Below are 26,185 nucleotides of genomic sequence, written 5' to 3'. Positions count from 1 at the left end.
GCGTGACAGCACCGGCCGGTGGGCTTACTCGGATGCGAAATCGCGGCTCGTCGCGAGAGTCAGTGGGCGTGCGAACGCGGCATCGCCGCCATTGTCGGCGGCAGACTTCGAGAGGTGGGGCGCAGGGCCCATGAGATCAGCACGCACAGCGCGAACGCCGCGGTCCACACGAGATGCGTTGCGGCCGAACCGATCGCGAGGTGAGATGCGAATGCTCCAGCGAAATTGTAGAACGCTCCGGCATACGCCCATTCCTTCACACGCCCGAAGCCGGGGGTGAGAATCGCCAAGGCCCCCAGTATCTTCCACACTCCCAGCATGGTGATGAAATAGGTGGGGTAACCCAGTTCCAGCATTCCCGCCACTGTCGCGTCGCGGCGCAGGAGATCGGCCATGCCACCGCTGAGCAGAACGCTGGTCACGATGGCGGTCGCAACCCAGAACGTGATGACGACCGCGCGCCCGGACCCGGCGCGCGAGCCGAGTCGTCCGGGTGTCCATGACCCGGCCGCCATCATCCTGCGATCCTGTGGGCGGGTTGCCCACGACAAGCACGTCATCGTGGCGAAACCGAGGGGCCCGGCGGCAGCGGGTTCGCCCTGGACGGCCAGCGAGATCGCCGCACCGAGGTAGATGAACAGGACACCCGCGTACACCCATTCCTTCAATCGGGGCAGGCGCGGCGCGATCAGGACGACCGCTCCCGGGATCTTGGCGATTCCGAGAATGACCAGGACGTAGGACGGGTATCCGAGTTGGTCGACGGCAATATCGCGAACCGTATCGATGCGCATGATGTCCCATACGCCACCCATCGCGGATTCGAACGCGATGATTGCGGTGGTTATCCAGTAGACAACGCTCCGGAGGCGGCCGTTGGTCGTGATGGGCAGGCTATCGATCATTGTTGATCCCCGAAATGTCGGTGAATTCCATGGTGCCGATCCGTTCCGGATCGCCGATCATCTCGATGCCGGTGATCCTTCCGTGCCCGATCGTGAAGGCGAATACGATTCGTGGGCGGCCGCCGACCGTCCAGACCGCGCCGGGTGTTCGGTCGATCAGGACCGGCCGGGCGCCGTGTGCGCGGCCGGTGAATGTGCGAGCGACCGCGTCGGAGCCCAGAAGTTCCGGTGCCGCACCGGATGCCACGACGGTGTCATCCGCTTGCAGTGCCACGTCCGGATCGAGTAGCTCGAGCAACGCTTCGAATCGTCCCGTGCGCGCCGCACGTAAGAACGCGTCGACGATCTCGCCGTGCTGGGCGACATCGATGGGCGCGGGCTGGTCGACGCCTCGAACCCGACGCCGCGCGCGGCTCGCGAGCTGACGTGTCGCCGCGCTGGAACGGCCGATTATCGCGGCGATCTCATCGAACGGTATGGCGAACATATCGTGCAGCACGAAGGCGAGCCGTTCGGCCGGAGCGAGGGTATCGAGGATAACCAGCAGTGCCGAGCCGACCGAGTCGGCCATGATCACCTCTTCGTCGGGTGCCATCGCGGTGGCCCGTTCCGCGCCGTCATCGGCCACCGTCCCGTACAGCTGCTCGCGGCGACTCTTGCGGCGCTGCAGGACATTCAGCGATACCCGAGATACGGCGGTGGTCATCCAGCCGGCCAGATTGTCGACGTCGGAGACATCGGTTCGGCTCAGCCGTATCCAGACCTCCTGCACGGCGTCCTCGGCGTCGCTGACCGACCCCAGCATCCGATACGCCACGGCACGCAGGTGCGCCCTATTGCCTTCGAACTCCTCGACAAGCCATTCCGTGCGGTCCATATGTCACATTCCTCGTGAGGGGATCTGTCACTCATATGACCTGCCGACGCGAGCGGATGTGACATCGCGAGCACAGCGCATGGCGGGATGTCACATTCGCGGGGCTCGGACGGTCATGGCAGCGACGGGCTGTTCCCCCGACTGGCACCGCCAGCGACGCTCGTTCAGGCAGCTTCAGGAGGAAATACCGTGATTACACGCCGCGCTGTACCGCCGTGGGTGCGCACCGGCTTCTACTGGTTCTTGGCATTCGAATTCTTCGTGGGCTTCGCCACCAAGTTCTGGGCGGGAGAGACCTTCTTCGGCCCCGCCTACTCCGAGAAGTTCGCGGACTGGGGTTTCGACCCGAATATGCGATATCTGGTCGGAGCGATCGAACTGGTCTGCGCGATACTGCTCGTCATTCCGCGCCGACAATCCAGATTCCTCGGCGCCGCCGGATTGGTGCTGTTGCTCACCGGGGCGGTCACGACGCATGTCATCGATGACGCACCGATCTATGAGGAAGTGTCGGCGCCACTGCACCTGGTGATCATGCTGTGTGTCGTAGCCGCGAACTGGCCGGCCGACGTGCGGGAATTGTTCCGATGGCGACCTTCGGAAGCGCTGACACTGTCACAGCCGGGCGAGCTGCGCGGACGCACGTGAAGGGCGGTGCTGATCGGGAACAACGCCATGAAGTGCTCCCATGGTGTCCGGGCCGATTCGCGGTCCTCACCATCCGGCAACCAGTTCTGCGGGCCGCAGACGAAAACCGCGGCGGTGATCAGCGGAATCGCCCCGGTCATCCACCAGTTTGTCGCTATAGCCCATCCCCGTCATCCCGGCACGCTTGCGGCCGGGATGACGGGGATGGGGCAGGCGGACAGTGCGAGGGGGTGGATTCCGGTCGGAAGCACGCCGGAATGATCAAGGCGGTCAGGTGAGCCCGACAAATTCGGGTCAGCGCGAGGCTCGTTGCGGCACCGGGGTTGTCGCCTCCTCGTCGGTGAAGTCCGGGTCCGTCGTGGCCTCGAGTTCCGAATCGAGGGCGTGCTCCGGCACCTGTGTGCCGATCGGCGGGACACGACGGAGCAGGGTCGCCGAGAGCACGGCCGCGATGGCGACCAGAACCGCCGCGGCCACCGCCGCCAGATTGAGGCCGTGAGCGAACGCCGCTTTCGCCGATGCCAGCAAGGCGTCGCCAGCGGCGGTGGGGAGCTGCTCGGCGGCGGCCAGTGCTCCGGAGAGCGTGTCACGTGCGGCGGCCTCGACACCGGCGGGAACGCCGGCCAACTCGACATCGGACATGTCGGCCCGATAGGCGGCGGCGCCGATGCTGCCGAGCAGGGCGATACCGAGCGAGATCCCGAGGTCGCTCGCGGTGCTGTTGAGCGCGGACGCGGCACCGGCCTTCTCCGGTGGGGCCGACCCGAGGGCGATATCGGTGACCAGGGCCATCTCCGGCGCGATTCCGGGGTAGAGGATGTAGAAGCCGACGATCAGCAGGGTCAGTCCGGAGGCGGGGTCGACCTGGGTGAGTACGAGATAGCCCACCACAGACAGCAGACTGCCCGCGGCGACGATATACGCCGGCCGGATGCGGCGGGCGAGCACGGGCGCGAGCATCGAGACGACCACCAGCATCACCGCGGCCGGCAGAATCAACAGGCCCGACTCCAGCGGCGACCGTCCCTCGACCAACTGCAGATACTGGGTGAAGAGCAGATAGACGCCGCCGAGGGCGACCGTGTTGAGCAAGGTGACGCCCAGCGCACTACTGAAGGTGCGATTGCTGAACAGTCGCATATCCAGCAGCGGCTCGTCGAGACGCAATTGCCGGCGTACGAAGACCGTCAGCAGTGCACCACCGGCGACGACCGCGACGACCGCGGTGGTGGTCACCCCGTACCCGGCGAGCTCCTTGATCCCGTAGACCACCGGCAGCATCATGACCAAAGACAGTGCGACGCTGGGCAAGTCGAGCCGTCCGGCACGCGGGGCACGGTATTCGGGGACCAGAGCGGGCACGGCGAACACCACCACCGCCATAACCGGCACACCGATGAGAAGTGTGGAGCCCCACCAGAAGTTCTCCAGCAGCAGGCCGCCGAACAGCGGGCCGGTCGCGACACCGACCGATACCGACGCCGCCCACAGACCGACGGCGGTCCCACGCTGCTTGACGTCGGGGAACATGCTGCTGATGAGCGAGAGGGTGGACGGCATGACAGCGGCGGCGCCCACGCCCATGACCGCGCGGGCGGCGATCAGGGTCTCGACACTGGGTGCGAAGGCAGCGACGGCCGACGCCGCGCCGAAGGCGATGGCACCTATCAGGAGAATCCGGCGGCGACCGATCCGGTCACCGAGGGTGCCCATCGCCACCAGCAGGCCGGCCATCGTGAACCCGTAGATGTCATTGATCCAGAGCAATTGCCCGCTGTTGGGACTCAGGTCGGCGGCGATATCCGGCGTCGCCAGGAACAGCACCGTCATGGTGAGGAACAGCAGCGTCGTGGGAAGCAGCAATACCGCGAGTCCGAGCCATTCCTTCGCGCCCGCACGCGGGGAGATATCGGCAGCAGTGGGTGGGGATGATCGCATGAGGAATCCATTTCCAGTCGAGCGACAATCGGGACCGATCGTCGGCAACCGCGGCCGGAAATCGGCCGCTCTTCGTGCCTGTCCAGCCTCAATCAGCGCGGTGACCTGGAGCAATGACGATCTGGCGAAGGCAGGTTTAGCGAAACTAAGCCCGCCCGAATCACAGCAGGCGCCCAACGCTCGATGGGAAATCCTCCATCGTGGTCCGGACGACGGGCCGGAACAAGGACGATATGGTTAACGAATGTTTAGTAGGCCTAAAGGGTGGTGCGATGGAACGGCATGAGATCGAGACCTTCCTGACCCTGGCCGAGGAACTACATTTCGCCCGAACCGCCGAACGCCTGCGCCTCTCCCCCGGACGGGTCAGCCAGACCATCAAGAAGCTGGAACGGCGCATCGGCGGCCCCCTGTTCGAACGCACGAGCCGCCAGGTGGCTCTCACCGCACTCGGACAGCAATTCAGCGGCGAGCTGCGTACCGGGTATCAACAGGTCCAGCAGGCAATCCACAATGCCACCACCGCCTCGCAGAGCGTTACCGGCCAGCTCCGCCTGGCATTCTCAGGACCGTGGTGCGGCAAGCTCATGTTCCGAGCAGCGGACGAGTTCCGCGCCGAATACCCTCGGTGCGAGGTGCGGGTACGGGAGATGTCGCTGGCCGACCCCATCGATCCCCTCAGAGCGGGCGATATCGACCTGCAGCTCAGCGAGTGCCCGATCGACGAACCGGGCATCACCGCCGGTCCCATTCTGTTCTCCGGTCCCCCCGCACTGCTCGTCCCCGCCGATCATCGACTCGCACAGCAGGAATCAGCGTCACTGGAAGATTTCGCCCAGTTTCCGCTGGTCACCTTCGCCGGGTTGTCACCGAGACTCTACGACCGGCACTACCCGCGGCTGACACCGCGCGGCACACCCATCCAACACATACCCGTGGATATGACTTTCCACGAAATGCTCTGCTTCGTCGGCGAAGGTAATGGCATGACAGTCCTCTCCGCCCATGCGGAGAAATACCATACCCGCCACGATGTCGCCTACATCCCACTTCCCGACGCCGCACCCGTCGAATACGGCCTACTGTGGCCAACCGGGCGCGAGAACGCCACCATCCGCGCCTTCATCCGAACCATCAGCCGCGTCGCACACAACGAACCAGAACCTCGCTGACCTGGCGAATCAGCACACAGCGAGAACGCCGCAGTCCCGGGAATTACTGAGGCAGTCCGGCTGCGGCCTCGTCACCACTCCGCACCCGGCGGCGGGTAGCGATCAGGAACAGCGCCACGAGCAGCACACTGAGCCAGATGTAGGTATTGCCGATGAAGTGTTCCCACGGCGTCCAGGCCGATTCGCGCTCTTCACCATCGGGCAGCCAGTTCTGCGGGCCGTAGACGAAGACCGCGGCGGTGATGGCGGTGACCACATACCAGCCGACCGCGCGGCGGCGTGGGAGCTGGGTCGCGTAGCCGACCATGGCCAGCAGAACCGGGGCGATCCAGATCCAGTGGTGTGACCAGGAGATCGGGGATACCAACAGCGTGAATACGGCGTTGATCCCCAGTGCCAGCGGCGGGAAGTCCATGGCGCGGCGCATGGCGATCACCACCAGCGCCAGCAGTGCGGCAGCGCCCAGGAGCCACACGATCGTGAACAGTGGCTTCCCGATCTCGAGCCGGGCCAGCACGGCCTGGATCGACTGGTTGGTGTGGAAGGCCGAACCGCTCAGTCCCGACACATTGCCCAGCCCACCGAACCAGTAGTCCATCGACGCCTGGGGCAGGATCGCGAAGCTGAGCGCGGTCGCGACGGCACCGGTGATCGCGGCGGTGGCGGCGGCCCGGTAGTCGCGGCGCACCAGGAAGTAGAGGACGAACGCTGCCGGGGTCAGCTTCACCGCGGCGGCGATGCCGATCAGCATGCCGCGCCGCCACCGCGGCTTCTCGGTCAGGCAGTCGGCCGCCACCAGCGCCATCAGCAGCAGGTTGACCTGGCCGAAGTCCAGTGTCGAGCGGGCCGGTTCCAGCAGCAGGGCCAGCGGCGTGGCGCAGGCGGTCACGAATACCGCGAGCCGACGGCGGTCCTCCCCCGGCCAGACCCGCCGGGCGACCAGGTAGAGCGTGAGCGCCAGCGCGGCCACCGAGGTCACGAAGAATGCGAAGGCCGCGGCATTCCAGGGCAGCAGGGCGAACGGCGCCAGGACCAGCGCGGCGAATGGCGGGTAGATGAACGGCAGCCCGATCCCGATGGTGGTCTCCGGTAGCTGCCCATACATATCGCCGCCGTCGCGCAGCGTCTCGATCCCGAGCCGGTACACCTGTAGGTCGATGAATCCGCCGGTGATCTCCTTGAACGGCCAGACCGGCAGCAGCAGGCACAGCGCGGTGAGGGCCACACAGAACGCCGGAGCCAGCCACATCACACGCCCGAAACGGCGGTCCAGCGACTTGGGCGGGGCAGCAGTGGTCGAAAAACTCATCCGCGGCGACTATACCGGCGACCTCGGCAGGTGCCGAAGTCGCCAGCGGCGATCGTCGGGTCGGCGCCGCGATGACCGACGGATCAGGGCGCGGGTGCGGCGCCGAGGTCGAAGCGGATACCGGCACGCAGCATCGTCGTGGCGGGCAGTCCGATCATGTCGCGGAAGGTTTCACTGAAGTGGGACGGGGTGGCGAAACCGGCGTCGATGGCGGATCGGGTGAGGTCGTGTCCGGCCACGGTATTGCGGATCGTGTGGATGAGGCGGTTCCACCGCTGATAGCCGCGGAATGTGGTGCCGTACTGCTGGGTGAACAGGCGCAGGAAATGGGTGGTGGACAGGCCCATATTCGCGGCGATCCGGTCGGCACGGAAGGTTCGGGCCGGATCGTCACGGATGGTGGCGGCGACCTGCTCGATACGCGGATCGGGGGTCGGTGCGGCGCCGCCGATGGCTGCGGCATAGACGCGCTCCGGATTCACGTTATCGGCCAGGCACAGCTCGACCAGCTCACGTTCGCGTCGATGGTTGAGGCCGAAAGGGCCTGCGGCAGAGGTCATCACGCCGGCTATGGCGGTGGCCGACGCACTCGCGGGGTCGACGAACAGCGTCAGAATCCAGCCCTGTGTGGCGACCGCGCGCTGCATTGTCCGCGCGGGGGCGAAGGAACTGCCGGCGCGAATCTGCCCGTGTGCGGCGGTGTGTACCAGGAGCGGCGCTTCCAGCCCGACGCTGAGCATAGCGACCGAGGGCGCATGCGGGTCGACGCCGAGATCCGGTCCGACATAGCCGATATGACCCGGTCGCATCCACGCCACCGGCGTCCGCGGCGGACCGCAGATTTCCGAAAGCGGATCGGTCGTCACAACTGCCAGGGTATCGCTACGCCGCCCGGAACACAGCGGCCGATGAGCACATCACACACAGCCCGGAGGGCACATCATGCGAGGCAGAGTCCCCCTGCGAATGCGAATGCTATCCGCACTCATGCCCGAGACGGACTGGGATTCGATCACCCCGGAGCAGGTCATCGAACACCGCGAAGCCTTGAACCGGAAGCGTCGCTCCCCGTTGTTCGGGCTCATTACCGGTAGACCTGACCGTGGCGCTCGAATCACCACGCACACAGTCGATCTCCCGGGTCGTCAGCTGGGTGTCCGCGTGTACCGGCCCGAGCGCGGAGGTTCGGCACTGCCGCTGATCGTCGCGTTCCATGGCGGCGGATTCATCAATGGCACACCGGATCAGGACGACTGGCTGCTCAGCTATCTGGCGGCCCGCTGTCCGGCCGTGGTCGTGTCGGTCGACTATCGGCTGGCACCCGAGCATCTGCTGCCCGCGGCGGTCGAGGACGCCTACGACGCCCTGCCCCGCCTGATCGAACAGGCCGGGCCGTGGGGAGCCGATCCCGCTCGGACAGTCGCATTGGGTTCGAGCGCGGGAGCCACGCTCGCGGCGCTCACCGCGATCAGGGCAGCCGAACTCGGGCAGCCGGTACGCGCCCAGATTCTCATCAACCCGCAACTCGACTGGACCGACCGCGTGTTCCGCTACCCCTCGTTCACCGAGAACGCGGATGCACCGACCGCGACGCCGGCCAATTGCCGTGCGGTGCAACGCATTGCGTTTCCCAGCTCCTTCGACGCCCGGACAATGTCACCGTTGCGTCTGGAGAACCTCGCGGGAACCGCCCCGGCCCTCATCCAGGCCGCAGGTCTGGACACCCTGGAGGACCAGGCTCCGGCCTACGCCGACCGGCTGCGGCAAGCGGGAGTCGACGTGACGCTGACCCGCTATTCGACAGCTACGCATGCCTTCCTGAGTATGCCGAGATTGGTTCCCGCGGCCCGTCCCGCACGTGCCGAGATGCTCGCCTACCTGCGTAGTCATCTGCTGGAGCGCTCGGAAACAGCGACGCGCGACAGGTAGGAGCCGTGCGACAGCGCCGGGCGGCGACCGGCCTCGGTGATTCCCACACAACGTTTCCAGCAACGGCACTACGAACACGGGAGAGCAAATGGATGCGCCATCGCGGAGCGACTCGATGAGGGGCGGTGGTCGGGAGACGGGTGGGCCCACGGACTCTGCCGAGATGGGGCAGCGGCCCCCGCCCCCATCGGAAGCTACGGCCGGGCCGAGCGTGGCGGGGCTGCTTCGCCCCTACCTGGGAAGTTTCGCCGGCGTGGCGATCTTGCAGGTCATCGGCGCTGTCGCGGGTCTCGCGCCGCTACTGGCGGTTGTCGAACTGGGTCGTACCCTGTTGTCGCCCAACCCGATCGACCATGGTCATGTCTGGCTGGTCGTTATCGCGGGTGCGGTCGGCCTGTTCGTCCGGCTGCTGTTCACGGCCGCGTCGTCGGGAATCGGGCATCTGCTCGACGGCCGGGTGGAGCTGTCGTTTCGTCGGCAATTGGCCGCGCGGCTGGGGCGGGTGCCGATCGGCTGGTTCTCCCGTCGCCGCACCGGCGAGCTGGCGAAGGTGGTCGGTGAGGATGTGAGTGCGGTGCACCCGTTCATCGCCCACGCCCCGGGCGAACTCGTCGCCGCGTTCGTGGTGCCGCTGGTATCGCTGATCTATTTGTTCAACGTCGATTGGCGGCTCACGCTGATCACGCTGATTCCGGTGCTGCTGGCCGTGGCGCTGGTCCCGCTGATGATGACCCCGACCCGGTTGCGCGAGCAGGAGGAGTTCGACGCGTCCATGGGGCGGATCGCGAGTTCGGTCGTCGAGTTCGTGCAGGGCATCGCGGTGGTCAAGGCGTTCGGCGGATCCGGGCGCGCCCATCGCGAATTCCGCTCGGCCACAGATGATTTCGTCGGCACCTTCTACCGCTGGGTACGTGGCATCTCCCCGATCGCCGCGGGAATGCAGTTGGCACTGTCGCCGCCGTTCGTGCTGCTGGTCGTACTGATCGGTGGTGCGGTCCTGATTACGGCCGGTGAGCTGGCCCCCGCCGACCTGCTGCCGTTCCTGCTACTGGGACTGGGCCTGACCGCTCCGGTGGCGGCCCTCGGCCACGGATTCGACGATATACAGGCCGCCGGGCGCGCGGTCGGCCGAATCCGCGACGTACTCGCCGTGCCGCCGCTTCCGGAGCCCGCCCATCCGGTCGCGCCACGGGGGCACCGGGTGGAGTTGCGTGACGTCCGATTCGGCTACGACGCCGACCACGAGGTACTGCGCGGGATCGATCTGGTACTCGAACCCGGGACGGTCACCGCAATTGTCGGACCTTCGGGCAGTGGCAAATCCACGCTGGTGCAACTACTTCCGCGATTCTTCGACCCGACCCACGGTGCGGTCCTGCTGGGCGGTGTCGATCTCCGTGAGGTCGGCAGCCGTGAGCTCTATCGGATGGTCTCCTTCGTCTTCCAGGATGTTCGGCTGCTGCGCGCCTCGGTCGCGGACAATATCGCGCTGGCGGTACCGCATGCCGACCTCGACGAGGTGATGCGCGCGGCTCGGCTGGCGAATATTCACGATCGAATTCTGCAGCTGCCACAGGGATACGACACCGTGCTCGGTGCCGATACCGCACTGTCCGGTGGTGAGGCGCAACGGATCTCGCTCGCTCGCGCACTGCTCGCCGACGCGCCCGTACTGGTACTCGACGAGGCGACCGCCTTCGCCGACCCACAGACCGAACAGGCGGTGCGACAGGCCCTTTCGACGCTGGCCGGTGATCGAACCATTCTGGTCATCGCCCATCGGCTGGAGACCGTCGCCGATGCCGACGCCGTTGTGGTGCTGGAGAACGGCACCATCGTCGAGCGTGGCAGGCCCGCCGAGTTACTGGCACAGCACGGCAGGTTCGCGGCGTTCTGGCAGTCGCACCGATCGGCGATCGCCGACGAGATGGCAAGCCACAGTGACATATTGCAAGGAGACGAGTCCCGATGATTCGAATGCTGCTGCGAGTGCTGGGGCACCAGTACGCCCAGCCGGTGCGTCGCACCGTGGCCCTGATGACGACGACCGCCGTAGTCGAGGGACTGTCCTACGCACTGCTGGTTCCGGTGCTACGGGAACTGTTCGGCAGTACGCCCGCGAATGCCTGGCCCTGGCTGATCGCATTCGGGGCCGCGGTCGCGTGCTACGCCGGATTGCGCTACCTCAGTGATCTTTCCGGCTTCCGGGTCGGGACCACGCTATTGCGGGGTATGTATCACCGGCTCGGCGATCATCTGGCCCGCCTGCCCCTCGGCTGGCACAGCACCGGCCGGGTCGGGGAGGTGTCGGTGCTGGCCAGTCGCGGTGTGCTGGAGGCGATGAGCGTGATCGCGCATCTGCTGACACCGTTCATCTCCGCAGCGGTGACGCCGCTGACGATCGTTGTCGTCATACTCGCCTACAATTGGCAGCTGGGTCTGGCCGCCTTGGCCGCCGCGCCACTGGTGGCGGCGATTCAGGTCTGGACCGGGCGCTCGATGGCCGCCAGCGATGCCGAGAACGCCGAACGCGGCCATGAGGCGACCGGACGGGTCATCGAGTATCTCCAGGCGCAGCCGGTACTGCGCGCCGGCGGCCGGACCGGTGAACGCTTCGGAATGCTCGACGATTCGCTGCGGGAGCTCCAGCGCGCGTCGCGCCGCTCCACCCTGTCGGCCCTGCCCGGCGTAGTGGGTACGACGCTCACGGTGCAGGCGATGTTCACCGCGCTGCTGGCCCTGGGCGCCTATCTCGCGCTCGGCGGAAGTATCGGTACGGCAGAGGTTTTGGCGATCCTGGTGCTCGCCGCCCGCTGTGCCGATCCACTGCTGTCACTGGCGGATATCGGTGGCAAGCTCCGCGGCGCGCGTGCCGTGCTGACACAGCTCGACACGGTATTGCGTACCGAACCACTGCCGGAAAGCCGCGAACCGATCCAACCGGTACGCCACGACCTGGAGTTCGAATCGGTCACCTTCCACCACGGCGACCGCCGGGTGTTCGACAATCTGTCGCTCGCCGTGCCAGCGGGCCAGCGCCTCGCCGTTGTCGGACCGTCGGGTGCGGGCAAGAGCACCCTGCTGCAATTGCTGGCACGGTTCTACGACGTGGACACGGGCGCGGTACACGTGGGAGGTGTGGATGTGCGCGCGATCAGCACCGAGGTACTGATGGCGCGGTTCGCCATCGTCTTCCAGAATGTCTACCTCTTCGACGGCACCATCGAGGAGAACGTCCGCCTCGGCCGCCCCGACGCCAGCGGTGCCGAGGTGCGGGCGGCCGCCGCCGCGGCGCGCTTGGACGAGGTGATCGAACGCCTCCCCGAGGGATGGGCGACCACTGTCGGTGAGGGCGGCGCACTCCTGTCAGGCGGTGAGCGCCAACGGGTCTCGATCGCGCGAGCCCTGCTGAAGGACGCGCCCATCGTGCTACTGGACGAGGTGACCTCCGCCCTGGACCCGGTGAACGAGGCAGCCGTCCACGAGGGTATCGAGCGACTGATGGCGGGCCGCACGGTGGTGATGGTGGCGCACCGCCTCCGAACCGTCCAGCGCGCCGACCACATCGCTTTCCTGGACGGCGGCCGAATCGTGGAGGAGGGCAGCCACGACGAGCTGCTGCGCCGCGGCGGGCGGTATGCCGATTTCTGGGAACTCTCGCTGACGCCGGTCAAGAGTCGGTGACCAGCCCGGACTGAGCGATCACGAATCGCCACAAGGCGACAGGATTCGCCGTCTCACGGCGATTTGTGACCGCTCAGAGCCCTACGCTCGATATCGCGGCGACGGCGTCCGCGAGCTACGCCCGACAGTCGATGGTGCCGCCATCCGCATCACCTACTGGCTTGCGCCTGGACGACGCGTCATCCTGCTGACGGTGTTCGGTAAGACTCGGATGCGAGAACACGCCGAAGTCAAACGCGCGAAGCTCGCGCAGCAGGTCTGTCAAGCCGAACATGAACCCGCCCACCAAGAATTCGTCGGCACGATCGAGAGAGGGGAACTGGACCGATGAGTCACGCACGCTGGAAGAGCCTCCGGGAACGCAAGCTAGCCGAGGGCTATACCGACACCGACGATGTCGCCGAAATCCGCCGCGAAATCCGGCTCTCCATGGCGTTGGCCCAAGCCGTCTACGACCGTCGGACCGAGCTCGGCCTCACCCAAACCGACCTCGCCGAACGCGCCGGGCTGACGCAAGCCAAAATTTCGCGCATCGAAGGCTCCGATACCGTGCCCACCCTCCCCCTGCTCGCCAAACTCGCTGACGCCCTGGACGCCACCCTCCACATCGCCCTCGACGCCGATGACACTCGCGTGAATTTCACCAGCCATCGCACCGACGCAGCCTGAAGCCGTATGTCGAGCGCTCTCAGTGCTTACCAAGGTCGGTCGATGCACGCGACTGCGTGACTCGGCGGCAATAAAGTACCCGCGATCGGGAAACAGCGACTTCGGGCTAGGCACCAATGGGATGGGGACGCGACAGAAGGGGTCACGAGGGTCGCTGAAACTCGCCGGCTTGCATGCCTGCTGCGAAGGCATCCCACTCGCCCGGAGTGAAGACCAGCGCGGGGCCGGACGGATTCTTGGAGTCGCGTACTCCGACCATCCCCGCATCGAGGAAGGCGACCTCGACGCATTCCTTGCCCGCTGAGCTGTGATCGCTCTTGAACCAGCGGGCTCCAGTCAGGTCAGCGTTCACTATCGAAGTCACCGTTAGCGATACGGGCGGTGAATGCGTCCCATGAGCTCGGAGCAACGATCAGTGCCGGACCGGACGGATTCTTCGAATCACGTACTCCCACCATGCTTCCCGCCAGCCAGGCCACCTCGACGCAATCGGTTTGGCCGCTGCTGTGACTGCTCTTGAACCAGTGTGCCCCGGATAGTTCGATGTTCATGCTTCATAGCTCCTCGCTGCCCGTCTGAGCAGGTCACGCGTCTGTGTCTCATTCAATGCCGTATCCCGGACGGCCGAAGCGATTTCGTAGTAGCGACGCACGTCATCACCATTCTCCATGTAGAAGTCCGGCCTCCCGGCTCCCTCAAGATAGACGAGCGAGGGCTCGACCGGACGGGCCTTGGCATCGACCCCGAAATCGAGAATCACGAAAGGGCCATGCAGTAGACCCCGGCTGCAGCCACTCGTGAATGGCTGTACCCGCAGTGAGACGTTGGGCAGTTTGCCCACCTCCGCCAGATGCCGCAGCTGCGTCGCCATCACGCGTGGGCCGCCGATCACGCGATGCAGGGCCGATTCATGTAGCAGCAGTTCGAGTTTCACCGGATCTGCCTTGCGGGTGATGATCGTTTGCCGTTTGAGACGCAACTCGACTCGACGCTCGATGTCTTCGTGACTGCTATCGCTGTAGAAGGCGCTGATCAGCGCGCGTGCGTAGTCGGCGGTCTGCACGAGGCCGAGGACGATCTCGTGGTAGGCAATCAGTTTGCGCGCGGAGGCAGCCAGTCCGACATACATGTTGAACGTCGCATCGCTATAGAGCCCGCCGAAGGCGGTGTACCAGGAACTGACCTGTGCCTGCTTGGCAAGTTCGACGGCGCGCTCAGTGTCGTCGGAGGTGACCTCGTACACCTCGCACAATGCCCGAATGTCGCGGATGCGAAGCTTCTTCACCCCGCCGGTCTCGATGCGGTGCAAAGCGGTCTTGCTCAGTTCCACCAGATGCGCAGCGCGATCCATCGAAAATCCGCAGCTGTCGCGGGCCTCACGTAGGAAACGCCCCAATTGCCGCCGAGGCAGTGTCGAGGGTTCATCATCGCTGGTCATGTCGGCATCCTCCGGAATTTCGGAACGAAACACACGCCATCGCGGAACGAACCTTACGCCGGACGCGGACCCCGTCCTGCTGGTTTGAACCAACCAGAGGGAAACGTCCGAATTCGATGATTCCAGCTGGATGCCGGTGGTGTGCTGATCGCATGCCCGGCAACAAATCACGCCGTCCGCTTCTTCAAATGCCGTGCACTCCACACTCACCCGATGACAAGGGGGTCAACCGATGTCCAGCAGGAACCAATGGTCGGTGCAGGCGATCATCGAGCGCATCGACCGAGAGAAGCAGCAGCAGAGCGAAAGTACCGGGCGCTCGACGACCGAGACCGTCCCGGCTGGGTATTCGGTGCGCGGGTTGTGGTCGTGCTACGCCGATCCCGGCGCGTTGACCGCCGCGCAGGCGCACACGGCGATGCAGTTGCACCTCGGGTGCGGGGTGAACACCTGCCGGGTGCGGCGGCGAGCGCGTACCGCCCTGGTCACGGATGGGCGCATGGTGCTCGAGGCGCGTGCGACGCGAACACCGGCGGTGGCTCGAAGATCTCTGCTGGCCCTGTTGCGCATGACGGTTTACGGCTGCGGTGCACTGCTTTTCGGAGGTCGACATGCGCTCCGATGACTACGACCAGATCGAACTCCAGGTAATCCAGGATGTCCTCGACACCGTCGAAGCCCAACTGCGGGAACGGGAACGGCGTGGCTGGCGGTTGACCGCGCCGCGCTCGCGGATCTACGCGGCCGTGCTGTACGCGGTCATCGTCAGCGCCCGAGCGGCACACACCTTCCCCGCCACCCTCGACCGGGCCGACATCCTCGACGAAATCTTCGACGGCATCGATCCTTTCGATTCCGCCGCTGTCAGGCAGCCGGTCGAGGACGCCATCAACAACCACACCGTGCAATTGCTCTAGTGGTCGCTGGCAGTTCCGCAGTGCCCTGGCCTGGCACAACGAGGAGGAACACCGTCTTCGGTGGCCGTGTCAGGCCGCTGACAGGGTGGTGTCAGGTCGGTCGCTGATAGTTGGACCCATCACGAAGAACAACACTTCCGAGGAGCACACCATGTCGATCACCATCACCCTCAGCGACCAGGACAAGGCCATCGTGCGGACCGCCGCCTACGGCGCTGTCTCGCTGCTGGCCGCCGCCAGCGCCAAGCCGCACAAGGTCGCGACCGCGGGCAGTACCGCCTTGTACTCAGCGACCGGCGCGGTCGGGCATGTGCTCGCCGCGAAGTCCAAGGACATCAAGTTGCCGGGCAAGACCGTCGCCGCCCTCGCCGACCAGGTGTTGCCCGCGCTGGCGGCGGCGGTGAGCCTGCTCGAGCAGCAGGATCCGGCCGAGGCCGACAACTTCCGCGGCATTGTCGCCGTCGCGCTCGAAACCGCGCAGGCTCAGGGCGCGCCCAGCCCCACCCTGGCCGAGATGATCCGCAAGATCACCGCGGCCCTCGATGCCGCCTGACGGGATGTCGACCCGCAAGTCTGGTGGGAGCCGCCCTGCTGGTGCAGGGCGGCTGCCGGGGCGGGGAGGACCTACACCCAGCTCAGCGGACGTTCGCGGTGCAGATGGTGTCCAGGACGAACAATGGCTTGACGATTCGGGCGAGGCCGAGCGTGAAGAACATGCTGGTGGGAAAGCCCAGACCGGCATTTCCCTTGGCCATCGCGGCCTGTTCCGCGGCAGCGGCTGTGGGGCCCACTCCGGTGTGGTAGACGGGTTCGACGGCGTTCGACCATGCCGCCCAGGTGTCGTATTCGACGACCGAGGCGCACTCGTTGTGGGCTCGCGCCAGGACGAAGCAGCGGTCGGCATCACACGCATCGATGGCAGCCTGGTCCGCGGCGGCCTGCGACGGGAAGTCCACCGCCACACCAACTCCGGTGGCATACGAATCAGCGGCACCGAGGGGAACCGAGTAGTACGTGTACGAGACAGCCATCGCACCGTAGAGATCCCCGGCCGCGTTCGCGGTCCCGGTTCCGGTGACGATCATCGCCGCCGCTGCCGGAGCAACCATGGCCAGCGCGGCTTTTCCCGACAACGACATGTAAATCAACCCCCGAGGTTGGACAGCGGTAACCGGGAGATCATTGCCGTAATCGTGCCAACTGTCCAGCCCAGGGTCGTTCCGGTGAACCGAACGACACCAGATCTGGATCAGCGTGTAGCGCACGGTGTTTCGCCGGTGCGGAGCGGTAGTCAAGCGTCCTCGTGAGACGCGGGCGGTGGCACGGTTCGCTTCTTCCGCAGGTGTTCGTACCCGACTGTGGCCAGTAGCCCCAAGGCGGCGAGGCTGACGCCGAAGGCACACGTCAGCTCCAACTGGTCACGACGCATCAGCTGACCAGGCCCAGCAGATCGGCACGCTCCTCCTGTGGGAGCAGCCCACCCATTGGGGAGACCTCACGCATCTCGATAGAGCCCCGGTCCAGACCCGTCAGGACCCGGTGCAGTCCCGGTACGTCGGCGCGGTCGATCAACGACTGCCAGCGATCGAGATTGCGCAGGTGCGGCTGACCGGATACGCCATCGCGCAGGTTGCGCAGGTTGCGCTCGATACGAGGCCGCCACGACTCGATGCTCGACGGGGTCAGGTGCGTCGAGAGCCGGCGGTGTAGCTGCCATGAACGCCGCTCGGAACGAGTCAACTCGGGGACGACGTGACGCCGTACGACCTCCAAGCGGTACCCCATGCACGACAGCAGCCGGTCGAGTTGCTCGTCGCTCAGATTCAATTTGCCAGACAACGACTGACTGATGCTCGATTGCCGGACGCCGCTCACGCGCGACAGCTCCGACTGGGTGGTACCCGTTTCGAGCATCACCTCGCGCAAGAGATCACTTCGACTGGACATATCCGAATTATAGCGTCATACGCTATAGACGACCAGCGTCAGTCACCCCATGATCAAGGCGTTGATCGACATCTCGGTCGAGCACGCCGCAAGCGCCGGACGTGATCGGTTGATCCCCCCGGAACCCAGCGCGGCACAGGTCTCGGGTAGCCGATGAGCGAGCCATTGGCGAGACATCCGAGTTTGCCGGCAGCCAGTGCCGACCGGGGCTGCCGAGGAAGGTCGGTTCAAACGCGCGTCGTCCGGGTGGTTTTCGATTCGGGCAGACTCAGCACCGTATCGGCGAGACGGTCGATAACGGTGTCCTGATGGCTGATCACAATGAGCGCCAGACCTGTTCGGCGCAGTTCGTCGAGTAGGTCGATCACCATGTTCTGAGTGCCGGGGTCGAGTGAGGACGTGATTTCGTCGCAGATCAGGATGCGGGGTTCCGCGGCGAGGGCGCGGGCGATGGCAGCTCGCTGTTGCTGGCCGCCGGACAGCTGGCGAGGATGCCGTGCCGCCAGTTCGTTATCGAGGCCGACTCCGTCGAGCAGGTGCCGGGTCTGTTGGAGCGCGGCGGCACCGTCCATACCGTGCAGCAGGCGCAGTGGACGGCCGATCTGGCCGCCGATGCGGTAGGACGGGTTGAGGGAGGTGGCGGGGTTCTGGAAGATCAGTTGGATGGCGCGACGGTGGTCCAGGGGACGCCGGTCCACGCGCGGATGCAGTGGCGCGCCGTCGAGTTCGACCACTCCCCCGGCCGGTACGTGCAGTCCGGACAGCGCCCGTGCCACCGTGGTCTTGCCCGCCCCGGATCGGCCGGTTATGGCCAGACATTCACCGGCGCGCAGCGTGAACGACAGTCCGTCGACGACCGGCCGACCATCGCCGTGACGCCGGTGCGTCACCGTGAGGTCTTCCACCCGCAGAATCGGTGGCGTCGCGGTCTCGGTGCGCGGCACGCGCACAATGGTTGTCGCACTGGAGGTTTCGGCGCGGTGCGGTGCCATCGACATCACCCTGCCCCGCTCCAACCGCAGTACCCGGTCGACCAGCGGGGCCAGCGCGGCCAGGTCGTGGGTGATCACGAGCAGTGTGGTCGAGGTATCGTGCCGGATCCGCCGCAGCGTATCGACCAATCGTTCCCGGGTGACCGCGTCCAATCCTGTGGTCGGCTCATCGAGGACAAGCAGGGCCGGATCGCCGAGCAGCGCCATGGCCAGGAGCACCCGCTGCTGCTGACCGCCGGACAGTTCATGCGGGAATCGTCGCTGGAACTCGCGATCGTCGGGCAGATCGACCCGGCGCAAAGCCTCGGCGACGCCGTCACGACCCTCGAATGTGCCGCGCAGCCTGGCGATTTCACGGATCGCGGTGCCGATTCGCAGTGCCGGATTGAGTCCGGTCGCCGGATCCTGCGGGACATAGCCGACCGTGCGGCGGCCGACGGATCTGCCGACGCCCACGGTGCCCTCGGCGGTCAGTCCGTGCGGCAGCACACCGAGCACCGCCAGCGCGAAGGTCGTCTTGCCCGCACCGGACGGGCCGATCACCGCGATGCTGCCTCCGGCCGGTACGCGCAGCGAAATATCTTCCAGGACAGCGGTTCCACTCGGATCGCGGACCGTGAGCCCGTCCACCGACAGCCCCGATCCGTCCACGGTGGATACCACCCGACGATGCGCCGCACCACGGTGACCGGTGCCGAAGGCTCGATCGGTGACCATATTGACCGAAACCACCAGCACCATGATCAATAGCGCCGGCGCGAGCACCGCCCACGGTTGCAGGGCGAATCCGGGCCGGTTCTCGGTGATCATCAAGGCCCAGTCCGAGGACGGCGGCCGCAGTCCGAGACCGAGGAATCCGCTCACCGCGACTATCGAAATGGTCGCCGACATCCGTACACCCGCGTCCGCGAGCACCACGGACCGGAGGTTGGGCAGCACCTCCACCAGCGCCAGCCGCCACAGCGGTTCGCCTCTGGCACGGGCGGATTCGATATAGCCTGTCGAGGCAAGTTCGAGGACACAGGTGCGGACGATGCGGATAATCCAGGGCACCGACGCCAGGGCCGCGGTCACGACGATCGCGGCGGGCCCGGCTCCCATGGCGGTGGCGATCACGGCGAGCAGCAGAAACCACGGAACCACGACAATGGCGTCGACGGGGCGCATGATCACTCGGTCCCACCCGCGGCGCAGTCCGGCGATGAGACCGAGACCGAGACCCAGCGCATACGCGACAATCAGCGCCAGCCCGGCAATCGAGAGCAGCGGTAGCCCACCATGCAGCACCCGCGAGGCCACATCACGTCCGACCACATCGGTGCCGAGCAGATGATCCGCCGACGGCGGCTGGAACGGCGGCGCCGTCGCGGCGGTCGGCGCATAGGGCGCGAAGACGGGCCCGAGCAGTACGAGGAGCAGCACCGCCACGGTGACCACCAGCCAGCCCGAGCGGATCCTGTTGCGGGCCTTCATATCCGCTCCCCCATCGCTATCTGTCTCGCTCGCGGACTCACCAGCAGGGTGAGCAGATCCGCGACGAGGTAGATACCGATCCCCACGGCCGCGAGCAGTACTGCGGCCGATTGGACGAACGGGAAGTCGCGGGCCTCGACGGCGCGCAACACTTCCTGAGAAAGTCCTGGATAGGAGAACAGTGTTTCCACCACGGCGACACCCCCGATCAGTCCGACCACCGCTCCCGCGAGGGGATGGATCGACGCCGATACCGCGTTGGGCGCGACATGCCGCAGCATCAGCCGCATGCCGCCGATCCCGTTGAGCCGGATGGTCTGTATGTAGGGGCTGGCCATGACCTCGGCGGTCTGCGCCCGCACCATCCGCACCGGATGTGGCGCCAGGCCGATCAGCAGACACGTCACCGGCAGCACCAGGATCTCCGGACGGCTCCACACACTCGCGCCGGTCGGCAGCAACGAGACCGCGGGCAGCAGCCGTAGCGATAGCGACACCGTGGCCACCAGCAGTACCCCGAAGACGAACGAGGGCACCGATTCCGCCGCGAGTGCGCCCACGCTGATCACCCGGTCGGTGCGGGAACCCGCGCGAGCGCCCGCGAGGAGACCGAGCGCGAGCGCCGCCGGGATCAGCAGGCCCGCGGTAATCAGCGCAAGGGTGACGCTATTGGCCGCGCGCCCGAGCAGCACATCGCCCACCGGTCGACCCGAGATCAGCGAATTGCCGAAATCGCCCTGCGCGAAGGCGAGCAGCCATTCCACGAAGCGCACCGGCGCGGGCCGGTCCAGTCCGAGTTCGGTACGCAGTGCGCGTAGTTGCTCCGGGTTGGGATCACCACTACCGGTACGTGACAGGATTACCGTGGCCGCATCGGAATCCAGTGACTCGAACAGCACGAAAACCACCAGCGCGACGGCGAACAGCACCCCGATCCCGCCACCGACGCGCCGTACGACATAGGCGGTCACGACTGCCGGGTCACTGCTCGGCCAGCCAGGTGGTCGCGTAATTCGCCCAGTCGTCGGTGCCGGGCACGCCATTGCGCACACCGCCCACATGATTCTTCGCCGCATCGGGCCGCTTGGCGAAGCTGTGCAGGATGTATCCGCCCTCGTTCCAGAGTTCTTCCTGCAGTGCGCGATACAGTTCACCGCGACGCCGCGGATCCATCGCGGCGCGCGCCTCGGCGAAGGTGGCGTCCCATGCGGGCCGCCGCCAACCGGTGCCATTGCTGGGTGCGTCGCTGGTCATGGTCTGACCGTAGAAGTAGTCGAGACTGTAGTTCCACCAGCCGAGATGGGACAGCGGTGCCTTACCGCTGACCTGAGAGAAATAGGTGTCCGCGGGTACCGATTCGAGTTGGATGGTGACACCCGCGGCCTTGGCCTGCTCGGCGAACAATGTCGCCGATTCGAGCATGCCCGGCGAACCGTCTGCGGTGGGCAGGGTCACCGTCAGGTTCTCCCTACCCGCCTCGCGCAGCAGTTCCCGGGCGCGCTGTGGATCGTAGGACCGCTGCGGCAGGGTGTCGTGGTGGAACGGTGCGCCCTTGCCGTAGACGTCATTGCCGACCTCGGCGTATCCGTAGTACACCGAATCGACCATGGCCTGGCGGTCCACCGCCAGCCGCATGGCCTGCCGCACGCGCACATCGTCGAAAGGTGCTGTGTCCACCCGCATCTGGAATGCGCCCATCAGCCCGGCGGGCGGTACCACCACCGTGGTCCCCGGATCGCCGGACAGGGTCCGTGCCTGCAGGTACGAGATCTCGTGCACCACATCCGCTTCCCCGGAAAGGAAGGCATTCACGCGCGCTTCGGTCTCGGCGATCTGGATGATCTCCACCTCGTCCAGCAGGGCGGGCCCATCCCAGTACCGCTCGTTGCGCCGCAACAGGGTTCGGTCGCCGGGCGACCAGCGCGCCAGAGCGAACGGGCCGGTGCCCACCGGAAGTTTCGAGCCGTCGATATCGGCGGTGCCGTCCTTGACGATGTAGCAGTACCAGCCCGCCAGCACCGACCCGAAATCGGCGAGCGGCGACTTCATCGACACCACGACACCGAGTGCGCCGTCGGCGCGGGTACGCGACATATCGACCGCCGAGAGATCACCGGAGGATTTCTTGGCCAGATCGAGCATTCGCTCGAAGCTCCACAGAACATCCCGCGCGGTCAGCGGGCTGCCATCACTGAACACCACGCCCGGCCGCAGGCTGATGCGCCACTGGCTGCCGTCGGCATTGGGTTCGAGCGACTCCGCCAGGCGGTATCGCAGCGTCAGGTCATTGTTGTAGGCGACCAGTTTGTCCCAGACGTTCTTCGACACCGCGCCGCCCGCCGAACTACCGGCCTGATGCGGGTCGAGTACGTCCGCGCTCGCCGATCGTCCGGCGATCACCGAGCGCAGCCGTCCACCCGGACGCGGCGGCCCCTGCGGCGAGCCCGCCGGACCGCTGTCCGAGCCGCAGCCCGTCAATATCCCCGACCCGCCAACGACGACCGCGCCGAGCGCGCCCGCACTGCCGAGCAGGAATTTTCGGCGGCCGAAACCGGGCCGATCCGATGTGTAGTTGTTCATTGCCATCCTCGTGGGTGTGATCCCGATACCTCGGGCGCAGGTATCCTGGCTCCCGGATCGACACACCTCCGCCGGCCTTCCAACCTGGGCAGGTCGTGGCCATGAATCGGCGGATTGCTCCCCGGTGACAGTTGCGGGACAGCCCCGGATTCGCACCGGTGTTCCCTACGCCGGGTACCGACCCTACAGTGGCCGCACCGCGGGCTCGGCGCGAGTCTGCGGCGACGCACCGGCGCGAAACCGCATGCGACCGTTCGGAACACGCCGAGCGATGAGATGTAGGTCACCACTCCGGTACATTTGACGACAGGCCCGGTGCCCGGGTCATCGCGACCGGCACTGCCCGCCGCTGCTATCGACACGCCGGAAACCACAGCGGCACCGAGTATTACGGGCACCCGGCGGGCCGATTGCCCGAGGCGGAGATGAGCCGGGCACGACCGAACTGCATATCGGAGATACAACCGAGGAGAGCAGGCTATGAGCGTTCCCATTTGGCTCTGGGCGGTGTTCGTCGCGACCTTGATCGCCGGTCTGGTCGTCGATCTCGTGGCTCACCGTGGCCCACATGTGATCGAATTCAAGGAAGCGCTCCGCTGGAGTGTGCTGTGGGTCAGCCTGTCAATGATCTTCGCGGTTCTCGTCGCGGTATCGGTCAGCCCGACCGCCGGGGTGGAGTTCACCACCGCCTGGCTGCTCGAGAAGAGCCTGTCGGTGGACAACCTGTTCGTCTTCGCTTTGATCTTCGGATACTTCAAGGTGCCCCGCGAATACCAGCACCGGGTGCTGTTCCTCGGAGTTCTGGGCGCGCTGGTCTTCCGCGGGATATTCCTGTTCCTCGGTGTCGCCGTGGTGCGGCAATTCACCGCCGTCCTGTTCGTCTTCGCCGCGATCCTGCTCTACAGCGCCCTGAAACTCCTCCGGGGCGAGGACGACACCTTCGATCCCGGCAAGAGCACCGCGGTGCGGCTGGTACGCAAGGTCTTCCCGGTCCAGGAGCAGTATTCCGGCGCGCATTTCTTCGTCCGGTCGGCCGGTAAATGGGTCGCCACCCCCCTGCTGCTTGTCGTCGCCGCCATCGAAGCGGCCGATATCGTCTTCGCCGTCGACAGCGTGCCCGCGGTGCTGGCTGTCAGTCACGAACCGCTTATCGTCTACTCCAGCAACGCCTTCGCGATCCTCGGCTTGCGTGCCCTGTACTTCCTGCTCTCGGGGATGCTGGCGCGCTTCCACCATCTGTCGACCGGTCTGGCGATCATTCTCGCGTTCATCGGCGTCAAGCTGATTCTCCAAGCCGCCCATAAGACCATCAGTTCCGCGGTGCCGGAGATCCCGTCACTGGTGAGCCTCGCGGTTGTCGTCGTCGTGCTCACCATCTCGGTGGTGGTCAGTATTCGGCGGCCGCCACCGGAAGCACCCGAACTGCCGCCGCAGCGTCCCGACTCACTCGATGCCACCGAGAAGCCGGACTGACGGATTGCCCTCCGCCCGATAGGCCGGGGTGATTCCTGGTTCGAAGCGCCTCCCATGGGTATCCGTAGATGTAATCGACTGTGATCGCGTGACGACAGCCAGTTCGCCGAAAGAGGGTGACTGCGATGTCTGGCTTCCCTTCGGCTCCGCTCCGAATCTGGCGGATGCGGCCATGGAACGCCAACCCTCTCATGCACTCGTCACTGCGATTGGAAAGTCTCGGGGTGGCCCTGTTGGTGGCCGCCAGCATTGTCGTCGTACCGATCGCCGGTGCGGTGGGGACCGCGACGTACAGCGGTACGAGCACGCGAATACTGGCCGACAACGCGTCGAAAACACTGATTACCGCGACGATTACCGACAGTCCGGTGCACGTGGAATCGGAGCGCCGGTTCCGGGCGACAGTGCTGTGGGGTCAGGGGGACCAGGAGAACACCGTCGCCGCACCCGTACCCCGCACCGCCGCACCCGGCGATCCGGTTCCGGTATGGATCGGCGCCGACAGCACCCTGGCCGATCCGCCCCAGGACAGCGGCGACGCCCTGCTGGAGGGCGTCGGAGCCGGCCTGGCGGTCCTCCTCGGAGTCTGGCTCACAGCGGTATTGCTGATCTGGGGCGGTCGGCTACTGATCGACTACCGCCGAAATATCGCCTGGGCGGTGGAGTGGCAGCGGCTGAATCACCGGACCGATAGCGACCACGATCAGGGCTGAGCTACTTCGGTGCCGCACCGGCCTCGGGCTTGTGTGAGACACCGAGGCGATACAGGCCACCCAGGTCGTAGGTGTGGGTTGCCACCGCACCGAGGACCACGCCGACGCCCAACCCGCACACGGTCATCCAGAATCCGTGGCTCATCCCCGCCTCCATATGGCCGCCGAAGTAGAGCAGCGATCGCACGGCCAGATAGATCTGGTGCATGGGTTCGAAGGCGGCCAGGTTGGCGATGAAAGGCGGGGTGGCCTCGATCGGCACCGTGCCGGAGGACGACGGCAGACCCAGCACCACGAACACGATCATATTGATGACCAGGCCCGCGGTGCCGAAGGCGGCCAGCACCGACAGCGCCGTGACGGCGACGGCCGTCACCGCCAGCGTGCCGTACAGGAACAGCAGCAGTGGACGATCGATGGGCATATCCAGCACCCGGGCCGCGCCGAGCAGCGCGGCGGACGCGAGCGGTGCGGTCAGCGCGGCGAGCCCCCATTTGATGAGCAGGATGCGCCACCGGCTCATCGGCGTCGGCGACCGGTGCAGGTACCACGGGCCGTATTCGGCGGGCGCGTAACCGAAGTGGGCATCGGTCATGGTGTGGATGATGACAGCGCCGATGAATCCCGCCAGGAGCAGTACCAGGGTGTAGAAGAACGCCGCCAGACCGTGACCGGCGCCGTCGGGGAGCGGCCGATAGTCGGTGAAGACGACATCGATCGGGGTGTCCAGCAGCAATCGGGAGGCACCGCTGATCTCGGTGGGCGGCATACCCGGCGCGGGACGCAGCTTCGCCTGTACCAGGTCGGTGAGCTGAGCGCCGACGGTGGCGTTGACCTTGGTCAGCGCCTGTTCGGCAATGGTGTCCACGATCTGAGCCGCGAAGGCGCCCGCCCGCTGATTCACAGACACGGTGATGATGGGCCGCTCGACATCACCCGGGACGATGGCGGCCGCACCCAGAATGGCCAGCCGCTTGGTGAAATCGCTCGGGATGATGATCGCGCCGTAGACCTCGCCGGACTGTAGCTGCTGCTGGGCCTCGTTGATGCCGAGCAGCCGCAGATCGATCTTGCCGTCCGGGATTCCGGCGACGACGCCCTCGGTGATCGAGTCGCCGATATTGGTGGGCTTCCCGTCCAGGGTGTCACCGAGGTCCTGGTTGACCAGTGCGATCGGAAAGTCGCGCAGGTGCTGTTCCGGGGCCGAGGTGTATCCGAGGTACATGTAGCCGAACAGCGCCACGAGCAGGGTGACGATGGCGACCGGGGGTAGCAGCCCCCGCTTCGGCGGCATATCGGGGACAACCCGACCGCCGTCGTTCGAGGCCGCCTTGCCGGCGGTTCCCCCGGATGGTTTCGAACTCACCTCGGGCGCGCCCCCTTTCGAACTGGAAGCGTCGGCCGTCTCCGTCGTATCTACGTCGTTCGTCATGATGAACGCAAATGTAGACACCGCCTACAAAGTAGTCAATGACTACATTCTCGAATGTGTCCGATATCCTGCTCGGTCCCGGCGACCCT

The 26,185-nt window shown here is 66.0% G+C and carries 26 protein-coding genes and 1 riboswitch; of the genes, 12 read left to right on the top strand and 14 right to left on the bottom strand.

The features are described 5' to 3' along the window. Positions 1-59 precede the first annotated feature (59 nt). Positions 60-905: a DoxX family protein gene (locus NU1_RS43360; protein WP_245720219.1), complete on the bottom strand. Its 846-nt coding sequence runs from the start codon at positions 903-905 to the stop codon at positions 60-62. Beyond that, positions 895-1,782, bottom strand: coding sequence for a sigma-70 family RNA polymerase sigma factor (locus NU1_RS20340; protein WP_067523387.1), 888 nt, complete (start codon positions 1,780-1,782; stop codon positions 895-897). Before NU1_RS20340 ends, NU1_RS43360 begins: the two co-directional genes overlap by 11 nt. 189 nt (positions 1,783-1,971) lie before the next feature. Between NU1_RS20340 and NU1_RS20335 the strand changes: the two genes are divergently transcribed. After that, complete coding sequence (locus tag NU1_RS20335; protein ID WP_212761873.1) at positions 1,972-2,430, top strand: DoxX family protein; 459 nt, start codon at positions 1,972-1,974, stop codon at positions 2,428-2,430. A gap of 294 nt (positions 2,431-2,724) precedes the next feature. On the opposite strand, the gene NU1_RS20330 is transcribed toward NU1_RS20335, so the two are convergent. After that, positions 2,725-4,368 (bottom strand): MFS transporter, encoded by a 1,644-nt coding sequence (locus tag NU1_RS20330; RefSeq protein ID WP_084521639.1) that lies wholly within the window; start codon positions 4,366-4,368, stop codon positions 2,725-2,727. 272 nt (positions 4,369-4,640) lie between these two features. On the opposite strand from NU1_RS20330, the gene NU1_RS20325 reads away from it, so the two are divergent. Next, positions 4,641-5,540: a LysR family transcriptional regulator gene (locus tag NU1_RS20325; protein WP_067523386.1), complete on the top strand. Its 900-nt coding sequence runs from the start codon at positions 4,641-4,643 to the stop codon at positions 5,538-5,540. Positions 5,541-5,583: 43 nt separating this feature from the next. Here NU1_RS20325 and NU1_RS20320 read toward each other — a convergent pair whose 3' ends face one another. Beyond that, entirely contained in the window at positions 5,584-6,849 is a 1,266-nt protein-coding gene (locus NU1_RS20320) for a glycosyltransferase 87 family protein (protein WP_067523385.1), read from the bottom strand. Positions 6,850-6,932: 83 nt separating this feature from the next. After that, positions 6,933-7,715, bottom strand: coding sequence for a helix-turn-helix domain-containing protein (locus NU1_RS20315; protein ID WP_157552627.1), 783 nt, complete (start codon positions 7,713-7,715; stop codon positions 6,933-6,935). Between the two features lie 100 nt (positions 7,716-7,815). Between NU1_RS20315 and NU1_RS20310 the strand changes: the two genes are divergently transcribed. The 5 genes from NU1_RS20310 (at position 7,816) to NU1_RS20290 (ending at position 13,131) form a co-directional block, all read left to right on the top strand. After that, a complete protein-coding gene (locus tag NU1_RS20310) occupies positions 7,816-8,778 on the top strand; it encodes an alpha/beta hydrolase (protein WP_067523383.1) in 963 nt (320 codons plus the stop codon). A 253-nt stretch (positions 8,779-9,031) separates the two neighbouring features. After that, positions 9,032-10,750 (top strand): ABC transporter ATP-binding protein, encoded by a 1,719-nt coding sequence (locus NU1_RS20305; protein WP_245720218.1) that lies wholly within the window; start codon positions 9,032-9,034, stop codon positions 10,748-10,750. Continuing rightward, entirely contained in the window at positions 10,747-12,462 is a 1,716-nt protein-coding gene (locus tag NU1_RS20300; protein ID WP_067523381.1) for an ABC transporter ATP-binding protein, read from the top strand. Before NU1_RS20305 ends, NU1_RS20300 begins: the two co-directional genes overlap by 4 nt. 10 nt (positions 12,463-12,472) lie before the next feature. Next, a complete protein-coding gene (locus tag NU1_RS40495) occupies positions 12,473-12,793 on the top strand; it encodes a type II toxin-antitoxin system RelE/ParE family toxin (RefSeq protein WP_084521638.1) in 321 nt (106 codons plus the stop codon). Next, positions 12,790-13,131 carry a helix-turn-helix domain-containing protein gene (locus NU1_RS20290; RefSeq protein WP_067523379.1) on the top strand — a complete coding sequence of 114 codons (342 nt, stop codon included), beginning with the start codon at positions 12,790-12,792 and terminating at the stop codon, positions 13,129-13,131. The genes NU1_RS40495 and NU1_RS20290 overlap by 4 nt, the downstream gene beginning before the upstream one ends. A gap of 142 nt (positions 13,132-13,273) precedes the next feature. Here NU1_RS20290 and NU1_RS20285 read toward each other — a convergent pair whose 3' ends face one another. Genes NU1_RS20285 through NU1_RS20275 form a run of 3 tightly spaced genes read right to left on the bottom strand, consistent with a single transcriptional unit; the run spans position 13,274 to position 14,569 of the window. Continuing rightward, positions 13,274-13,483, bottom strand: a complete 210-nt coding sequence (locus tag NU1_RS20285; RefSeq protein WP_067523378.1) for a DUF397 domain-containing protein — start codon at positions 13,481-13,483, stop codon at positions 13,274-13,276. After that, positions 13,473-13,682, bottom strand: a complete 210-nt coding sequence (locus NU1_RS20280; RefSeq protein WP_067523377.1) for a DUF397 domain-containing protein — start codon at positions 13,680-13,682, stop codon at positions 13,473-13,475. Before NU1_RS20280 ends, NU1_RS20285 begins: the two co-directional genes overlap by 11 nt. Beyond that, the gene (locus NU1_RS20275; protein ID WP_067523544.1) at positions 13,679-14,569 is read right to left on the bottom strand and encodes a helix-turn-helix domain-containing protein; all 891 of its coding nucleotides are present in this window, start codon (positions 14,567-14,569) and stop codon (positions 13,679-13,681) included. Before NU1_RS20275 ends, NU1_RS20280 begins: the two co-directional genes overlap by 4 nt. 232 nt (positions 14,570-14,801) lie before the next feature. Between NU1_RS20275 and NU1_RS20270 the strand changes: the two genes are divergently transcribed. From NU1_RS20270 to NU1_RS20260, 3 genes are all read left to right on the top strand, one after another. Continuing rightward, positions 14,802-15,194, top strand: coding sequence for a hypothetical protein (locus NU1_RS20270; protein WP_157552624.1), 393 nt, complete (start codon positions 14,802-14,804; stop codon positions 15,192-15,194). Beyond that, positions 15,181-15,486, top strand: a complete 306-nt coding sequence (locus tag NU1_RS20265) for a hypothetical protein (RefSeq protein WP_067523375.1) — start codon at positions 15,181-15,183, stop codon at positions 15,484-15,486. Before NU1_RS20270 ends, NU1_RS20265 begins: the two co-directional genes overlap by 14 nt. A gap of 151 nt (positions 15,487-15,637) precedes the next feature. Continuing rightward, positions 15,638-16,039 carry a hypothetical protein gene (locus NU1_RS20260; protein WP_212761875.1) on the top strand — a complete coding sequence of 134 codons (402 nt, stop codon included), beginning with the start codon at positions 15,638-15,640 and terminating at the stop codon, positions 16,037-16,039. Positions 16,040-16,121: 82 nt separating this feature from the next. Here NU1_RS20260 and NU1_RS20255 read toward each other — a convergent pair whose 3' ends face one another. From NU1_RS20255 to NU1_RS20235, 5 genes are all read right to left on the bottom strand, one after another. Next, the gene (locus NU1_RS20255) at positions 16,122-16,625 is read right to left on the bottom strand and encodes a DUF4189 domain-containing protein (RefSeq protein WP_067523374.1); all 504 of its coding nucleotides are present in this window, start codon (positions 16,623-16,625) and stop codon (positions 16,122-16,124) included. Between the two features lie 289 nt (positions 16,626-16,914). Beyond that, positions 16,915-17,403 carry a helix-turn-helix domain-containing protein gene (locus NU1_RS20250; RefSeq protein WP_245720226.1) on the bottom strand — a complete coding sequence of 163 codons (489 nt, stop codon included), beginning with the start codon at positions 17,401-17,403 and terminating at the stop codon, positions 16,915-16,917. Between the two features lie 257 nt (positions 17,404-17,660). Continuing rightward, a complete protein-coding gene (locus NU1_RS20245) occupies positions 17,661-19,898 on the bottom strand; it encodes an ABC transporter ATP-binding protein/permease (RefSeq protein ID WP_067523373.1) in 2,238 nt (745 codons plus the stop codon). Next, a complete protein-coding gene (locus tag NU1_RS20240) occupies positions 19,895-20,869 on the bottom strand; it encodes an ABC transporter permease (protein WP_245720217.1) in 975 nt (324 codons plus the stop codon). Before NU1_RS20240 ends, NU1_RS20245 begins: the two co-directional genes overlap by 4 nt. 10 nt (positions 20,870-20,879) lie before the next feature. Next, a complete protein-coding gene (locus NU1_RS20235) occupies positions 20,880-22,478 on the bottom strand; it encodes an ABC transporter substrate-binding protein (RefSeq protein ID WP_067523372.1) in 1,599 nt (532 codons plus the stop codon). Positions 22,479-22,516: 38 nt separating this feature from the next. Next, positions 22,517-22,645, bottom strand: a riboswitch (cobalamin riboswitch). Between the two features lie 313 nt (positions 22,646-22,958). Between NU1_RS20235 and NU1_RS20230 the strand changes: the two genes are divergently transcribed. Together NU1_RS20230 and NU1_RS20225 are read left to right on the top strand one after the other, a co-directional pair. Further along, entirely contained in the window at positions 22,959-23,951 is a 993-nt protein-coding gene (locus tag NU1_RS20230) for a TerC family protein (RefSeq protein ID WP_067523371.1), read from the top strand. Positions 23,952-24,076: 125 nt separating this feature from the next. Then, positions 24,077-24,664, top strand: coding sequence for an Rv1733c family protein (locus NU1_RS20225; RefSeq protein WP_157552621.1), 588 nt, complete (start codon positions 24,077-24,079; stop codon positions 24,662-24,664). Position 24,665: 1 nt separating this feature from the next. Here the strand turns inward: NU1_RS20225 and NU1_RS20220 are convergent, their stop codons facing one another. Further along, positions 24,666-26,096 carry a YhgE/Pip domain-containing protein gene (locus NU1_RS20220; RefSeq protein ID WP_245720216.1) on the bottom strand — a complete coding sequence of 477 codons (1,431 nt, stop codon included), beginning with the start codon at positions 26,094-26,096 and terminating at the stop codon, positions 24,666-24,668. Positions 26,097-26,185 lie beyond the last annotated feature (89 nt).

The sequence above is a fragment of the Nocardia uniformis NBRC 13702 genome (assembly GCF_001613345.1).
GTDB classification, from domain to species: Bacteria; Actinomycetota; Actinomycetes; order Mycobacteriales; family Mycobacteriaceae; genus Nocardia; species Nocardia uniformis.
This window is presented reverse-complemented; position numbering and strand designations above follow the sequence as displayed.

Excerpts from the sequence above, each read along its gene's own strand:
- NU1_RS20225 (WP_157552621.1), top strand. The coding sequence starts at position 24,077 with ATGTCTGGCTTCCCTTCGGCTCCGCTCCGAATCTGGCGGATGCGGCCA.
- NU1_RS20330 (WP_084521639.1), bottom strand. The coding sequence starts at position 4,368 with ATGCGATCATCCCCACCCACTGCTGCCGATATCTCCCCGCGTGCGGGC.
- NU1_RS20255 (WP_067523374.1), bottom strand. The coding sequence starts at position 16,625 with ATGTCGTTGTCGGGAAAAGCCGCGCTGGCCATGGTTGCTCCGGCAGCG.
- NU1_RS20245 (WP_067523373.1), bottom strand. The coding sequence starts at position 19,898 with ATGAAGGCCCGCAACAGGATCCGCTCGGGCTGGCTGGTGGTCACCGTG.
- NU1_RS20280 (WP_067523377.1), bottom strand. The coding sequence starts at position 13,682 with ATGAACATCGAACTATCCGGGGCACACTGGTTCAAGAGCAGTCACAGC.
- NU1_RS20290 (WP_067523379.1), top strand. The coding sequence starts at position 12,790 with ATGAGTCACGCACGCTGGAAGAGCCTCCGGGAACGCAAGCTAGCCGAG.
- NU1_RS20230 (WP_067523371.1), top strand. The coding sequence starts at position 22,959 with ATGAGCGTTCCCATTTGGCTCTGGGCGGTGTTCGTCGCGACCTTGATC.
- NU1_RS20270 (WP_157552624.1), top strand. The coding sequence starts at position 14,802 with ATGTCCAGCAGGAACCAATGGTCGGTGCAGGCGATCATCGAGCGCATC.
- NU1_RS20260 (WP_212761875.1), top strand. The coding sequence starts at position 15,638 with ATGTCGATCACCATCACCCTCAGCGACCAGGACAAGGCCATCGTGCGG.
- NU1_RS20265 (WP_067523375.1), top strand. The coding sequence starts at position 15,181 with ATGCGCTCCGATGACTACGACCAGATCGAACTCCAGGTAATCCAGGAT.
- NU1_RS20320 (WP_067523385.1), bottom strand. The coding sequence starts at position 6,849 with ATGAGTTTTTCGACCACTGCTGCCCCGCCCAAGTCGCTGGACCGCCGT.
- NU1_RS20340 (WP_067523387.1), bottom strand. The coding sequence starts at position 1,782 with ATGGACCGCACGGAATGGCTTGTCGAGGAGTTCGAAGGCAATAGGGCG.
- NU1_RS20275 (WP_067523544.1), bottom strand. The coding sequence starts at position 14,569 with ATGACCAGCGATGATGAACCCTCGACACTGCCTCGGCGGCAATTGGGG.
- NU1_RS20220 (WP_245720216.1), bottom strand. The coding sequence starts at position 26,096 with ATGACGAACGACGTAGATACGACGGAGACGGCCGACGCTTCCAGTTCG.
- NU1_RS20235 (WP_067523372.1), bottom strand. The coding sequence starts at position 22,478 with ATGAACAACTACACATCGGATCGGCCCGGTTTCGGCCGCCGAAAATTC.
- NU1_RS20325 (WP_067523386.1), top strand. The coding sequence starts at position 4,641 with ATGGAACGGCATGAGATCGAGACCTTCCTGACCCTGGCCGAGGAACTA.
- NU1_RS20300 (WP_067523381.1), top strand. The coding sequence starts at position 10,747 with ATGATTCGAATGCTGCTGCGAGTGCTGGGGCACCAGTACGCCCAGCCG.
- NU1_RS20310 (WP_067523383.1), top strand. The coding sequence starts at position 7,816 with ATGCGAATGCTATCCGCACTCATGCCCGAGACGGACTGGGATTCGATC.
- NU1_RS43360 (WP_245720219.1), bottom strand. The coding sequence starts at position 905 with ATGATCGATAGCCTGCCCATCACGACCAACGGCCGCCTCCGGAGCGTT.